The organism is Mesorhizobium sp. M1A.F.Ca.IN.022.06.1.1 (genome assembly GCF_003952605.1).
GTDB lineage: Bacteria > Pseudomonadota > Alphaproteobacteria > Rhizobiales > Rhizobiaceae > Mesorhizobium.
Genome location: NZ_CP034455.1, coordinates 302,121 through 315,545, shown reverse-complemented (window position 1 = coordinate 315,545; position 13,425 = coordinate 302,121). Strand labels below are relative to the sequence as shown.

Here is a 13,425-nt window from a genome sequence, read left to right as displayed (position 1 = left end):
TGGCGGAGTAGCTGAAGTGTCACTTCTGCAGATCTACTTTAGAGCGCTGAGTTATCTGGCTGCGGACAAGAAGCGCGTCGCGCTGATCTGCGGCGCCAACGTCGCGCTTGCCGCGATCGCCATTCTCGAGCCGATCCTTTTGGGCCGGGTGATCGGCGCCATTTCCGAAAAAGGTCCGGTGTTTTCGACGCTCGCCGTCTGGGCCGCTCTCGGTGTCTTCAATGTCATAGCTTTCGTGCTGGTGTCGCGCGGCGCCGACCGCTTCGCCCATGCCCGGCGTTCGGAAGTGCTGTGCCAGTCCTTCGAGCGCGTCATCACCATGCCGCTCGCCTGGCACCACCAGCGCGGCACGTCCAATTCGCTGCACACGCTGCTGCGCGCCGTCGAAACCCTGTTCAGCCTGTGGCTCGAATTCATGCGCGTGCATCTCTCGACGGCCATTGCGCTGGTGCTGCTGGTGCCGACCGCGCTTTCCATGGACATCCGCATGTCCATCGTGCTGCTGGGCCTCGGCGTGCTCTACGTCGGAATCGGCCGTATCGTCATGCGCCGTACCAAGTCGGGGCAGACCGCCGTCGAGTGCCACTACCACACCGTCTTTGCCCATGTGACCGACAGCGTCAGCAACGTCGCCGTGCTGCAGAGCTATAACCGCATCGGCCATGAGACCGCGACGCTGAAGCGCTACGTCAAGGACCTGCTCGACGCGCAGAACCCGGTGCTCGACTGGTGGGCTATCGCCAATGCGCTGAACCGCCTGTCGTCGACCATCTCGATGATGATCGTGCTCTCGATTGGGGCTTATCTCGTCACCCGTGGCCAGCTCCGTGTCGGAGACGTCGTCGCCTTCACCGGCTTTGCCGGAATGCTGATCGCCCGTCTCGACCAGATGTCCGCCTTCACGACGCAGATTTCCGAGGCCCGCGCCAAGCTCGAGGATTTCTATCGCCTCGAGGACTCGGCCGCCGAAACCGCCGAGCCGGACGGCCTGCGCGAGTTGACCAACGTCACCGGCCGTGTGCGCTTCGAGGACGTCAGCTTCGAGTTCGCGAATTCGGGCCATGGTATCGAAAATGTCTCCTTCGAGGTGCCGGCCGGCAAGACCGTCGCCATCGTCGGCCCGACCGGCGCCGGCAAGACGACGCTTATCAACCTGCTGCAGCGCGTGTTCACGCCGTCCAGCGGCCGCATCCTGATCGACGGCATCGACACTCGCACGGTGACCCGCAAGTCGCTGCGCCACTCGATCGCCACCGTCTTCCAGGACGCCGGCCTGCTCAACCGCTCGATCGAGGATAACATCCGGGTCGGCCGCGCCGATGCGAGCAATGACGAGGTGCACGCCGCCGCCAATGCCGCCGCCGCACAGGACTTCATCCTGGCCAAGAGCAGCGGCTACGACACCGTCGTCGGCGAGCGCGGCGGCCAGCTCTCGGGCGGCGAGCGCCAGCGCATCGCCATCGCCCGCGCCGTGCTGAAGGATGCGCCGATCCTGGTGCTCGACGAGGCGACCAGCGCGCTCGACGTCGAGACCGAGGACCGAGTCAAGGAAGCGATCGACGAACTGCGCCGCAACCGCACGACCTTCATCATCGCCCACCGCCTGACCACCGTGCGCGACGCCGACTTGGTCGTCTTCATGGACAAGGGCAAGGTGGTCGAATACGGCGGCTTCACCGAGCTGTCGCTGCGCAACGGCCGCTTCGCAGCCCTGCTGCGCGCCGGCGGCCTGCTCAACGACGAGGAGGTCCGTCGCCTCAGCCGTCCGGTGACGGAAGCGGCGTAAGCTTTCTTCCCTGTGGGACAAGGTGTCGCCGCAGGCGACAGATGAAGGTGTTCCAGGAAGATCAGCGTCTCACTCCGTCGCGCACCCTATCCGTCTCGGCGCTCGCGCGCCGATCCACCTTCTCTCACAAGGGGAGAAGGAGAGAGTGCGACAACCGTCCGATTGCCCCTGATGCATCGCCGGTCTATTTAGATCGGCATGAGCGACACCACCTCACGCCTCGCCGGCTGGATCGATCTCGCCAACCCGACGCGCTTCGTCGGGCTGGCCGACAAGGTTATTCCGTGGCTCGCGGCGACCGCGGCGATACTGCTCGGCGTCGGCCTCTATATGAGCTTCACCGCGCCGGAGGATTTCCAGCAGGGCATCACGGTGCGCATCATGTACATCCACGTGCCTTTCGCCTGGCTTGCGATGATGTGCTACACCATCATGGCGATCTCGGCGCTCGGCACGCTGGTCTGGCGCCACCCGCTGGCCGACGTGGCGCTGAAGGCAGCGGCTCCGATCGGCGCCACCTTCACCGCGCTCGCGCTGATCACCGGCTCGATCTGGGGCAAGCCGATGTGGGGCACCTGGTGGGTGTGGGACGCTCGGCTGACCTCGGTCTTCGTGCTTTTCCTCATGTATCTTGGGATTATCGCGCTGACCCGCGCACTGGACGACGCCGGCCGCGCCGCCTGGGCCGCCGCCATCATCACGCTGGTCGGCTTCATCAACATCCCGATCATCAAATTCTCGGTCGATTGGTGGAACACGCTGCACCAGCCGGCCTCGGTCTTCCGCCTCGGCGGCCCGACCATCGACCCTTCGATGCTGTGGCCGCTCGCCGTGATGGCGCTTGGCTTCACCGTGCTGTTCTTCGCGCTGCACCTGATGGCGATCCGCACGGAGATTTTCAGGCGCCGCGTGATCGCGATGCGCAGGGTTGCGGCGCGGCAGGCGGAACGGCAGTAGATTTTCGGACCAATAGCGGTCTGTCGCGTTCCTTCTCGCCCCCCTCTGTCCTGCCGGACATCTCCCCCACAAGGATGGTGCGATTGCTTTCGGCAACTTTCAGCGTTTGGAGGAGGGCGCGACGCCCGAGCCGCCAATCTCCCCCAAAGTGGGGGGAGATGTCCGGCAGGACACGGGGGGCGCTGTCCCGCCAGCCTAGACGAACTTAAAACATCTGCGTGCGTCTCAGGATCCTCAAGCCATCTTCCCCCGCGCCGCCACTGGCAGCGTTTCCAGCACCTTGTCGCCGTCGATCAGATGCACCTGGTCGAACAAATTCGTCACCACGCAGCAATGATCGGGAACTACGCGCACGCGCTCGCCAATGCGCAGGGCGGCGCCGTCTGAAAGCGTGACGTTGCCGTGCTCCTCGCTCAATCCAGTCACTCGCGCGTCGGGTACGCCGAGCAGCTCGCCGAAATCCGGCAGTCCTAGCGTATCGGAGGACAAAGCCTTGCTGCCGCTGTCGAGGATGGCGCGGGAGGGCGTCGGGTGGCTGACCACGGTGGCCAGCACCGTCAGCGCGCAATTGTCGAGCGTGCCGACGCCTTTGGCGACCTGGTAGCGGTCGAGATAGATGTAGGTGCCGGGCCTATATTCGGTGACGACGCTGTCCTCGCCCGAGCGCCACATGTCCGGCGTGCCTCCGCTGGAGATGCGCCGGCATTCGAGCCCGGCCGCCGCAAGCGTCTCGCGCGCGTTCCGCAGCCACGCCTCGGCTTCGGCGGCGCGGCCCGCCGCCGGATAAGTCATCAGCCCGCCGAAGGTCAGGCCCTTGGCCTGGTCGATCACTTTCGCCAGTGCAACCGCTTCGGCCGGGCTCTGCACGCCGCAGCGGCCCATGCCGGTGTCGCATTCGACCAGCACCGGCAGCGGGTGGCCGGTATCGGTGAAGGTCGCGGCTAGCCCTGCCAGCGTTTCGTGGCTGTCCGCCGTGACCGACAGCGCGACGCGGCCATGCAGTGCCTTCAGCCGCTCCAGCTTGGCGCGGCCGAGAATGTTGTAGGGCAGGAAAATGTCCTCAAGCCCGGCATCGGCCATCACCTCGGCCTCGCCGATCTTCTGGCAGGTTATGCCGACCGCGCCAGCCGCGACCTGCTTCTTCGCCCAGTAGGGCAGCTTGTGCGTCTTGATATGCGGGCGGAGCTTCAGCCCGTGGCGGTCGGCATGCGCCTGCGCCTTTGCGATGTTGGCTTCGGCGCGGGCCGCGTCGATCAGGATCGCCGGCGTGTCGAGATCGTCTATGCTTGCCATGAAGATCACCGTTCAAAAGCATGTCTCCCGAAAGTGGGAACCGGTTTCGGGATAAAGACATGCGCAATCAAAAACCCGTTGGGGTTATGGGCTCGTTCGGGCCGGATGTCACGGGGCCAGAGCCGCCAGTTTGCGTCGACAGCGGACCGGCATTGCGATATTCGGGTTGGCAGATTTCAGCAGGCAGCGGCCGGAAGGAAAACGACCATGAAGCGCTCCAAAATCAACGACATCATCCGCGAAGCCGACGCCTTCATCCGCTCGTTCGGCTACATCATGCCGCCCTTCGCCTACTGGTCGCCGGAAGAGATGAAGGCGCACAAGGCGGACTCTTCGGCCATTTTCAGCTCGCGTCTCGGCTGGGACATCACCGACTACGGCCAGGAGAAGTTCGATGAGCTTGGTCTCTTCCTTTTTACCGTCCGCAACGGCCGCTACGCGGACATGAAGCTCGGCATGGGCATGCTCTACGCCGAGAAGATCATGATCTCGCGCAAGGACCAGCTGTCGCCCATGCACCGCCACAACATCAAGGCCGAGGACATCATCAACCGCGGCGGCGGCAAGCTGGTGCTGGAATTGTTCATGCACGACCGCGACGGCGGCATCGACCCGAAGGCCGAAGTGTCGGTGCCGGTCGACGGCACCATCACCAGATTGCCCGCCGGCGGGCTCCTGAAGCTCGACCCGGGCCAGAGCGTGACGCTGCTGCCGGGCGTCTGGCACGCCTTCTGGGCCGAGGGCAAGGACGTGCTGATCGGCGAGGTCTCGACCGTCAATGACGACCTCACCGACAACGTCTTCCGCGATCCGATCGGCCGCTTCTCCAACATCGAGGAGGATGTGGCGCCGGTTCACCTTCTGGTGTCCGACTACGAGAAGTGGGTGGGGTAGGCGGGGGCGCTGAGGCTCTATCCGGTCTGATTAAGAAGTGCGCGCAGCCGGCGCACTTCCGCGACCAGGCGAGGAACGTCCTGCCGCGCAGCCGCAATGAAATCTTGCTCCGCGACGGTCGCACCGGACTTTCAATGTCTTCGCCGCGCTCTGCGCCCGTTGCCGGTCTGGATGAAGTTGGATCCTCCGTCGAAATCCCGACCTTCGTCCCAAGATTTCCACGGTCCGGGGCAGGCTGCGGCCGCCCGCGATTCCATTTCCTGAAGTTCGAATTCGGGCAACGAACTCATCATTCCCTCGCTTAGGCGTCTACCGCGCGTACTTGTCCGCCTTCCGATTGCCCAGCAGCAGCTTGCGCTCCAGGTGCGCGCGCAGCTCGCCGTAATAGGCGGTGAGGAATGCCCTTGAATCGACCGGCTCGACCCTGGCGCCGATCTTGCGGCCTATCGTTTCCGCCACCGCTTTCATCGCGAAATAGTCGTCGCGGCGCAGCACTTCCTCCAGCTTGTGCAGCTCGGCGATGCCATAGGCGTCGAGCTGCGCGGCGCTGAACTGGAAGCGGGTCGCGACCGGATCCTTGCGCAGCGACAGATCCTCGAGCAGCGCCACCTTCGGCGCCTCGACCACCCAGGTTCCGGCGAGCAGGTCGCCAATCCGCAGCCGGTCGCGGTTGAAGAGCGGGAATAAGGAGAACAGCAGCGCCCACACCAGGCCGAAGATGGTCGACAGCGTGTCGGCGACGCCGGCGCTGCCGCGCGCGGCCAGGATCGACAGCGGCAGGAACACCTCGATCTCGCGCATCAGGTTGCGCGCGATGACCTGGTCGAGGCTGAGGCCGGCGCCGCTGCGCGAAGCGACGCGGACGCCGACCATCCGCTTGCCGGGCGTCGCCGCCCGCCGGCCCGCCTCGAAGGCGATGAAATAGACGTTGCGCAGCAGGAAGATGAAAATGATCCAGACGATGAAGAGCGGTTCGGCGTCCTTCACGCCGAGCCCGCCCAGGCCGAAGATCGCGACAAGGCTGACCGCGACGGCGGCGACGACGATGATCACCACATCGAGCAGGAATCCCGAAGCCCGCGTCCCGGCATCCGCCAGCTTGACGCGCAGGTCCACGCCCTCCGGCGTGACCAGCGGGCGCACCAGCGCGGCGGGATTCCTAGCCGTTGCCATGCCGCACCATCCGGAACAGGTAGAAGTAAGAAATCCAGAGCGCCAGCATGCCGCCGCCGATCGAATAGCGGGCGATATCGCTTGTGATCGTCTGCCGGCCGATGCCTTCGAGCAGGCCGGCAAACAGCAGCATCATGACGACGCCGACCATCGCGGTCGCCGCCACGCGGCCCGCTCGTGAGGCCGCGGCCATGCGCGTCAGCTCGCCGGGAAAGGCGATGCTGGTGCCGATGCGCATGCCGGCCGCGCCCGCGATGGCGATGGCGAAAAGCTCCGTCGTGCCGTGGATCGACAGCCAGCCGCCGAGCTCGAAACCGAGCCTCTTGGCGGCATAGATCTGGAAGATGGCGCCGAGCATGCAGCCATTCATCAGGATGATCAGCACGCTGGGCACCGCGAAGGCGAAGCCGAGCGCGAAGGCCAGGATCGACACCTGCGTGTTGTGGGTGAAGAGATAAGCGGCGAAGCCCGAGAGAAAGTGGTCGCCGCCGCCATAAAGCACGCTGCGCAGCATCTCGGCCGACGAATCCGGATTGCGCCCGCCGGCGAGGCTCGGCGCGATGATGGCGTCGTACCAGCGCTTGTCGGAGGCGACCAGCCAGTACCCGGCAATGGCGCCGATCACCGTCAAGGCGACCGATGCCCACACCTCGCGCCACAAGTCGCGGATCGCCGCCGGCCAGTCGTGCAGGAAGAAGTCGCCGATGCGCGTTCTCAAGGATCGCCGCGCGCCATAGAGGTAAAAATAGCCGCGCAGGCAGAGCGCTTCGAGGTAAGCAATCAGTGCGCTGTCGAGCGAAGTGGCTCGCGCCACCGAAAGCGAGGACAGTGCCGAGCGGTAGAGGAGGGCAGTGACAGCAGCTCCTCTTCCGACAGCGCGCGCGGCGCGCGCTTCTCGACGCGGGCAAGCAGTGCCTCGAACGCCTTCCAGTCGGCCTCGCGCTCCTGGCGGAAGCTTGCCAGCGACTGGCGCACGGCATCGGTGCCGGCGGGCAGCGTCATAAGAGGTTTTCCTCCTTGAGCTGGATATAGCGCTCGACCAGCGCCGGGCCGAGCCGCTGGTGGTCGGCCTCGATGACATGCGCGCCGAGCAGCCTGAGCCTGCCGATCACCACCTGCCGCTGTCTGAGCAGGTCGCCGGCGGTGACCGCGCGGGCCACGTCCTCCGGGGCGGTAGGCGCCATATCGGCCAAAGTCTCCAGCTCGACATCCTTCATCAGCATGAACAGCACCAGATGCCGCTCGGTCAGCCGCCCGACGGTGCGCAGCATCAGCTCGGCGCTGATCGGGTCGACGAAATCGGTGAAAACGATGACCAGTGAGCGCCGGTCGAGCTTCGCGGCGAGCGTCGTCAGCGCCAGGGTGAAATTGGTCTCCTCGGTCGAATAGTCGATCTCGGCGGCGCGCTTCTGGATCATGGTGAAGCTCGGCGAGCCGCGCACGGCGCCGCTGGAAACGCGCGGCCTGGCGTCGAAAGAAAACAGGCTGACGAGGTCGCCGCCCTTGAGCGCAATGAAGGCGGACAACAGCGCCGCCGTCACGGCCCGGTCGACCTTCGGCACGCCCTCGACCGGCTCGCACATCAGCCGCCCGCTATCGATGGCTAGAACGATGTTGTTGTTCTCTTCGATGCGGAATTCGCGGGCAAGCAATTTGCCGTGGCGGGCGCTGCGCTTCCAGTCGATCATGCGCCGGCCCATGCCGGGCTGGTAGTCCTTCAGCGCCTCGAACTCGCGGCCCTGGCCGGCGCGCTTCTGCGCATGGCCGTCGGCAAGAGCGGAGCGCTGCAGCAGCGTGATCGCCTCGTCGCGGGCGCGGCTGACATCGGGCAGCACCGCTATCTTGCGCTCCACCGGCAGCACGGCCTGGTTCCAGATCAGCCCGAACGGCCCTTGCCAGCGCAGCCACAGCCGATCGAAGCTGGCGATGCCGCGCCGAATGGCGTCGAATTCGAGATCGAGCGTGCCGCCATTTGCCGGCAGTGTGCCGCCCGTGCCGTTGATCGGCGCCAGCCGCTGGTCATGCCCGACGCGCGCCTGCAGCCGGCGCGTTCGCGCCCCGAGACCGGCCGCGATGTGCAGCGTGAAACGTCCGCCGACGCCGACCTGCGGCGGTGCGGTGAGCGTGGCGCTGAGCGACGCGCGTCCGCGCCCGGCCGCCGCGTCGACCGCCAAGAAGGCAAGCAAAGCGCAAATCCAGAGCAGCCCGAGATACCAGACATGCGGCAGCGCGAGCGCGATCAGGAAGGCGGGAATCGCTCCCGCCGCCGCCGCCCATACCGCTCTGCCGCTCGGATAGATCAACGCGGCGCTTCCGTCTGGTCGACCAGGTCGGACACGATCTGCTCGACCAGCCGTCCGTCGATCTGCGCCGCCGGCGAGAGGATGACGCGGTGGCGCAGCGCCGGCACGGCTAAAGCCTTGACGTCGTCGGGGATGACATAGTTGCGGCCGTCGAGCGCCGCCCGGGCTCGCGCCGCGCGCGCCAGCATGGCGCCGGCGCGAGGACTGGCGCCGACCTCCAGATCCGGGCTTTCGCGCGTGCCGCGGACAAGGGCCGCGATGTAGCCGACGACGTCGTCGACCAGCGTGACGGCGCCCACTGTGGCAAGCGCCGCCTCCAGCGTCTTGCGGTCGGTCTGCGCCTTGATGCCGTATTGCTCGATATTGTGCGCGGCGGAGCCGCCGCCGTGGTGGATGATGATGGCACGTTCTTCCTGCGCGTCCGGATAGCTGACCCGGTGCTTGAACAGGAAGCGGTCGAGCTGGGCCTCGGGGAGCGGATAGACGCCTTGATGCTCGATCGGGTTCTGCGTCGCCACCACCATGAAATTCTTGCCGAGCGAATGGGTCGTGCCGTCGAATGTGACAGCGTGCTCCTGCATGGCTTCGAGCAGTGCAGCCTGCGTCTTCGGCGGCGTGCGGTTGATCTCGTCGGCAAGCAGCAGATCGCAGAAAATCGGGCCGCGCGTCAGCGTGAACTGGCCGGTCTGGAAATTGTAGATGTTGGCGCCGACGATGTCGCCGGGCATCAGGTCGGGCGTGAACTGGATGCGCCCATAGGCGACGCCGAGCGCCTGCGCGAAGCAGCGCGCGGTCATGGTCTTTGCGGTACCGGGCGGACCTTCGAGCAATATATGCCCGCCGGCGAACAGCGCCGTCAGCATCAGATCGACCGTGTCGCGCTGCCCGGTGATCGCTTTAGCCACCTCTTCCCTGATCGCGCTCGCCAGGGCTTTCACTTCATCGACGTTCACCGAGCCTCCTTGCCGTCCAGTCATGCAGCTCTTCCGCTGCTTCATGCATTGCGGCCAATGTGTTGGAACCGTTCGCAGCCTTGAACCGTGCGGTGAAGCCGTTCGCCTCATTTTTGTCGCGGGAATCCAGCCAGCGGTCCAGCGCTTCACCCTGCAGCCCGTGCGGCGCGCCAAGCAGCGCGGCGGCGCGCTGGCGCATCAGCGCGGCATAGCGGTCGCCGAGTTCCTGCAGCCGTCCTGCCCGCTTCAGGAGCATTGCCGTGGTGTCGACCAGCGCCTGCTTGCCGAAGGCGATGGCGCGACCCTCGGTGCGTGGCGGCCCGAAGCGGCCGAGCCCGTGCAGGAAGGCGAGGGCAGCCGCCACCAGCACCGACAGCGTCAGCGCCAGGAAGGGCGGTTCGACCAGGAGCTTGCCGAGATCGTAGTTCTGGCCGATGCCGTGAAGCGTCAGGTCGAACATAACCGCGCCCTTGGCGGGCTCCAGCATGGCGATCATGTCGAGCGCCGCTGCCGCCTTTTGCGGATCCTTCAGCGCCGCGTTGTTGATGAGATCGGGATCGGTCAGGATGTAGAAGGGTTCGCTGTCGAGTTCGGTGAGAACAGCCTTGCCGTCACCCGCCGCAATCAGCGGATGATTGTCGGCTACCCATTGCAACTCCTCGGGCACGGCGATCTTGCGCCCCTCTACATCGATCCGATCGACCGATGGCTTGCTGTCGCCGAGCTTGGCCTTGGCGAGGCGACCGAGCCAGTCGTTGACCGCCGTTGCGGGCAGCCGCTCGACTTTCGTCTCCCAGCCCTCCTGGCCCGGCTGCGGAAAGGTGACCCATTTGGGCAGCACGAAAAGCGTGTGCTTGCCCAAGCGGAGCTTGATGATGCGCTGAAGCGCCGCCGGGTCGCTGTTGGGCGCGATGGTGACGATCAGCAGGAATGTGGATGCCAGGGGAGATTGCAGATCCTTCTCCCCGCGCGCCATGGGCGGCGCCTGCCCGTTGGTGAGCTTCAGCCATTCCACGAGCCCGGCATAGCCGGTGCCGCCCTTGGAGAGCGGTGTTGCGCCGCCCTCGGGCTGACGAAAGTCCGGAGCGTAGGTCGAGAGCAGGAAGAATCCGGCGGCCGCGAGCAGGCTGGCGAAGATGCCCCAGAACAGCGTCCTGCGGCTGAACGGCTCTTGTGCCTCTGTCGCCTCCGCGCTCATGCCCAGGCGTCCCGGAAGGCAAAGCGCTCATAGGCGCCGCGCGCCTGCTGCCAGCCCTCGGCGCCGACCGGCCGGCGAGCGAACAAGGCAGCCTCGACGATGCGCGCGATCTCACTGAAGGCAGCGCGGGGGCGGGACGGGATGGAACCTGCGGCGGCGATGTCGCGCGCGGTCAGCGACGGGCGCAGGAAGTCGGGCAGGCGGCTGGCGATGTCGGCAACGCTGCGCCGGAGCAGCAGATGCACCGCCTCGTCATAGTCGCCGCGCGCGGCGAGCGCATCGGCTTCGGAGAGCAGGATCTGAGCCGCGCCGGCATCCGGGCGCCATTCCTCCTGCGCCTCCGCCTCCTTGCTCACGCGCCGCCACGGCAGCCGCCAGGCGATGCCCTTCGCCTCGAGCACGAGCAGGAACACGATGATTGCGACGCCGATGATCACCGCGCCCCAGAACAGATAGATCATGTAAGGGCCTAGCTTTGCCAGGGCTTCCAGAAAAGGCTTCAGCCATTCCGGCGGCTCCGGCCGCACCAGCCCCGGCAGGTCAAACTGGATCGAATCGTCAGCCAGCAGCTGCTTGTGCATCTTGGCCAACCATTCGGCGTCCGCTGTGGCAGGCTGTGCCGCTGTCACCAACTCGCTCCCCTGCTACCCACGGGTTCGACACTGGCAATACCGCAGGACAATTGCAAGTGATTGGACGCGTCTCGTCAATACTGGCAGATTTGCTTTGGGGCGATAGGCTGGCGTGGAGCGGCCAAGCAGGGGAGGGCGTCATGACTTCAGCCGCGTTGGTACGGCAGGAGAAGTATCAGATCGGCCGAGTGTTCAACAACACTTTCTCCGTGATCGGTCGTAATATTGTACTCTGCGTTGGTCTTGCGGCGCTGTTTTCAGGACTACCGCAACTGGTCACCCAGCTCGTGCGTCTAAATTCCCATCCTGGAAATCCGGCCAATTTCGCCAAGGCTATCACGAACTACAAGCTCGGCTTCATCATTGGAACTGCGGTCATTGTAATACTTTATCTCGCCTTTGCGGTTCTGTTGCAGTCGAGCCTCGTCCGGGTGGCGATCGAGGACATGAACGGCAAGAAGCCGACTTTCGGCGATTCCATCGCAACAGCGATCCGCTTCCTGTTGCCCACGGTCGCCATAGGTCTGCTTGTAGCGCTCGGCGTGGGCGCGGCCTCGATTGCCTTGCTGGTGCCCGGAATCATCCTCGGGCTCGGCTGGTCGGTGGCAATACCGGTGCTCATTCAGGAGCGCTTGGGCGTCTTCGGCTCGATGTCGCGCAGCCGCGCCCTGACCAAAGGCAGCCGCTGGGCTCTGTTTGGCCTTTTCGTGATCCTGGTCATCATGGGGCTTGTGATGCAATCCATCACCGGAGTGGTCGTTTATCTATTCCATGGCATCGTCGCCGCCGTCGTGGCCGCCATGGTCCAGAGCATCGGCTCGATGGTGGGTTCCGTCGCAGCCGCGGTCAGCTATGTCGAACTGCGCCAGGTCAAGGAAGGCACCGGCGTCGATGAACTGGCGGAGATATTCTCGTAGTCTGGGATGCTGGCGAGGCCGGCCGAAGTGCTGGTGAGCGGCAGCCCCCGCTGAGAGCCTGCCTGTCCTGCAAAATCGCCTTCCTGGCCTCAAATCAGAGCGCGACCGTGAGCTTTTGCTGCAGTCGGCGGTTCTGGCTGACACCGGGAATACCCGAAACAATTGCAAGTCCACTGGACGGGGCCCGCCGTTCTTGGCAGATTTACTTTGAAGTTGCCGAATTGGATTCGGCAGCGGCTCGGGGGAAAGCTATCATGACCACTGCGACATTGGGACGACCAGGCAGATTCGAAATCGGCAGGGTGTTTAACAGCACTTTTGCCGTCATCATGCGCAACATAGGACTCTGCGTCGGGCTTGGGCTTTTGTTTGCCGGCCTGCCGACGCTGCTCATCAGGTTATGGACCCAACCGCAGATGGAAGCGGTGATGAATGGCGATCCAAGTGCCATGGCGGATCCGAACGCGGTGCTGCGCAACTCCTATCTCAGCATCCTCGCGGGATTGATTTCCTTCGTCTTCACGCTGCTGCTCCAGTCGTCGCTGGTGCGGGCAACAATCGAGGATCTGAACGGAAGGCGGCCATCCTTCGGCGACAGCGTGCAGATTGCCATCCGCTTCCTGTTGCCGACGCTTGCGATCGGCCTGCTCGTCGGCATCGGCTCTGCGCTTGCTATGATCGCGCTGATCGTTCCCGGCATCATCCTGTGGCTCGGCTGGTCGATGTCGGTTCCCGTCCTCATCCAGGAGCAGTTAGGCGTATTCGGCTCGATGTCGCGCAGCCGAGCGCTGACCAAAGGCAATCGCTGGTCGCTGTTCGGCCTCTTCCTCATCCTGGTCATCATCGCGATGGTCATCCAGTGGGGGATCCTGTTGGTGCTGCTTCTCTTCGGCGGGATCCTCGCCGAACTGGGAGCCGCCGTGGTGCAGGCCGTCGTCTCGATGGCGCTCTCCGTCGCCACCGCGGTCAGCTATGTCGAACTGCGCCAAGTTAAGGAAGGCACCAGCGTCGACGAGTTGGCGAAAATCTTCTCTTAGCAACGGCCTGGCCGCCTTCCACTTTGAGGGCGGCCGCCCGCTGTCTCAACGACAACAGCAGTGGTCTGCCTGCATGCTCGTGCGGCAGAGGCATGACGAAGTGATCGGCACGTCCGCCTTGGTCAGCGAAAGCAAGTTTCGCCTGCAGGACCGGCAGCTCCTCGCTCTCGCGGCGCCGCTTCAGGTATTCGACCAGCCCGTCCAGCGCCCAGACATTGTCCGGATGCTGGGCGCAGCGCTGCACGGCGCCGCTGAGGCCCAGATCGTCGCGATCGGTCCTGG

The 13,425-nt window shown here is 65.1% G+C and carries 13 protein-coding genes and 1 pseudogene; 5 read left to right on the top strand and 9 right to left on the bottom strand.

Translation table 11 applies throughout. The features are described 5' to 3' along the window. Nucleotides 1–16 precede the first annotated feature (16 nt). Complete coding sequence (locus EJ078_RS01650; protein ID WP_127215506.1) at nt 17–1,786, top strand: glucan ABC transporter ATP-binding protein/ permease; 1,770 nt, start codon at nt 17–19, stop codon at nt 1,784–1,786. Between the two features lie 198 nt (nt 1,787–1,984). Beyond that, nucleotides 1,985–2,743: a heme ABC transporter permease gene (locus EJ078_RS01645; protein ID WP_067000549.1), complete on the top strand. Its 759-nt coding sequence runs from the start codon at nt 1,985–1,987 to the stop codon at nt 2,741–2,743. A gap of 234 nt (nt 2,744–2,977) precedes the next feature. Here EJ078_RS01645 and EJ078_RS01640 read toward each other — a convergent pair whose 3' ends face one another. Beyond that, a complete protein-coding gene (locus EJ078_RS01640; protein WP_127215552.1) occupies nt 2,978–4,036 on the bottom strand; it encodes a D-TA family PLP-dependent enzyme in 1,059 nt (352 codons plus the stop codon). Between the two features lie 207 nt (nt 4,037–4,243). Here EJ078_RS01640 and EJ078_RS01635 point away from each other — a divergent pair, with 207 nt between their 5' ends. Beyond that, entirely contained in the window at nt 4,244–4,930 is a 687-nt protein-coding gene (locus EJ078_RS01635) for a D-lyxose/D-mannose family sugar isomerase (protein WP_067329872.1), read from the top strand. A 309-nt stretch (nt 4,931–5,239) separates the two neighbouring features. Here EJ078_RS01635 and EJ078_RS01630 read toward each other — a convergent pair whose 3' ends face one another. The 7 genes from EJ078_RS01630 to EJ078_RS01605 are packed head-to-tail and all read right to left on the bottom strand — an operon-like array spanning nt 5,240 to nt 11,186. Beyond that, nucleotides 5,240–6,103, bottom strand: coding sequence for an RDD family protein (locus EJ078_RS01630; RefSeq protein ID WP_067329877.1), 864 nt, complete (start codon nt 6,101–6,103; stop codon nt 5,240–5,242). Continuing rightward, complete coding sequence (locus tag EJ078_RS01625; protein ID WP_245459054.1) at nt 6,090–6,917, bottom strand: stage II sporulation protein M; 828 nt, start codon at nt 6,915–6,917, stop codon at nt 6,090–6,092. The genes EJ078_RS01630 and EJ078_RS01625 overlap by 14 nt, the downstream gene beginning before the upstream one ends. Further along, nucleotides 6,884–7,105 carry a hypothetical protein gene (locus EJ078_RS30065; protein ID WP_245459052.1) on the bottom strand — a complete coding sequence of 74 codons (222 nt, stop codon included), beginning with the start codon at nt 7,103–7,105 and terminating at the stop codon, nt 6,884–6,886. Before EJ078_RS30065 ends, EJ078_RS01625 begins: the two co-directional genes overlap by 34 nt. After that, nucleotides 7,102–8,406, bottom strand: a complete 1,305-nt coding sequence (locus EJ078_RS01620) for a DUF58 domain-containing protein (RefSeq protein ID WP_127215554.1) — start codon at nt 8,404–8,406, stop codon at nt 7,102–7,104. The genes EJ078_RS30065 and EJ078_RS01620 overlap by 4 nt, the downstream gene beginning before the upstream one ends. Beyond that, nucleotides 8,403–9,359 (bottom strand): MoxR family ATPase, encoded by a 957-nt coding sequence (locus EJ078_RS01615; RefSeq protein WP_127215555.1) that lies wholly within the window; start codon nt 9,357–9,359, stop codon nt 8,403–8,405. The genes EJ078_RS01620 and EJ078_RS01615 overlap by 4 nt, the downstream gene beginning before the upstream one ends. Beyond that, nucleotides 9,346–10,557: a DUF4350 domain-containing protein gene (locus tag EJ078_RS01610; RefSeq protein ID WP_127215556.1), complete on the bottom strand. Its 1,212-nt coding sequence runs from the start codon at nt 10,555–10,557 to the stop codon at nt 9,346–9,348. The genes EJ078_RS01615 and EJ078_RS01610 overlap by 14 nt, the downstream gene beginning before the upstream one ends. Next, nucleotides 10,554–11,186 carry a DUF4129 domain-containing protein gene (locus tag EJ078_RS01605; protein WP_067330190.1) on the bottom strand — a complete coding sequence of 211 codons (633 nt, stop codon included), beginning with the start codon at nt 11,184–11,186 and terminating at the stop codon, nt 10,554–10,556. Before EJ078_RS01605 ends, EJ078_RS01610 begins: the two co-directional genes overlap by 4 nt. Before the next feature lie 59 nt (nt 11,187–11,245). On the opposite strand from EJ078_RS01605, the gene EJ078_RS01600 reads away from it, so the two are divergent. Together EJ078_RS01600 and EJ078_RS01595 are read left to right on the top strand one after the other, a co-directional pair. Beyond that, the gene (locus EJ078_RS01600; protein WP_245457064.1) at nt 11,246–12,106 is read left to right on the top strand and encodes a hypothetical protein; all 861 of its coding nucleotides are present in this window, start codon (nt 11,246–11,248) and stop codon (nt 12,104–12,106) included. A gap of 254 nt (nt 12,107–12,360) precedes the next feature. Continuing rightward, complete coding sequence (locus tag EJ078_RS01595) at nt 12,361–13,143, top strand: hypothetical protein (protein ID WP_127215557.1); 783 nt, start codon at nt 12,361–12,363, stop codon at nt 13,141–13,143. Between the two features lie 45 nt (nt 13,144–13,188). Here EJ078_RS01595 and EJ078_RS30060 read toward each other — a convergent pair. Beyond that, nucleotides 13,189–13,414, bottom strand: a pseudogene (locus EJ078_RS30060) (hypothetical protein); the annotation flags it as partial. Between the last annotated feature and the right edge of the window lie 11 nt (nt 13,415–13,425).

Coding starts and splice junctions, on each gene's coding strand:
- EJ078_RS01645 (WP_067000549.1), top strand. CDS start 1,985: ATGAGCGACACCACCTCACGCCTCGCCGGCTGGATCGATCTCGCCAAC.
- EJ078_RS01640 (WP_127215552.1), bottom strand. CDS start 4,036: ATGGCAAGCATAGACGATCTCGACACGCCGGCGATCCTGATCGACGCG.
- EJ078_RS01635 (WP_067329872.1), top strand. CDS start 4,244: ATGAAGCGCTCCAAAATCAACGACATCATCCGCGAAGCCGACGCCTTC.
- EJ078_RS01630 (WP_067329877.1), bottom strand. CDS start 6,103: ATGGCAACGGCTAGGAATCCCGCCGCGCTGGTGCGCCCGCTGGTCACG.
- EJ078_RS30065 (WP_245459052.1), bottom strand. CDS start 7,105: ATGACGCTGCCCGCCGGCACCGATGCCGTGCGCCAGTCGCTGGCAAGC.
- EJ078_RS01610 (WP_127215556.1), bottom strand. CDS start 10,557: ATGAGCGCGGAGGCGACAGAGGCACAAGAGCCGTTCAGCCGCAGGACG.
- EJ078_RS01595 (WP_127215557.1), top strand. CDS start 12,361: ATGACCACTGCGACATTGGGACGACCAGGCAGATTCGAAATCGGCAGG.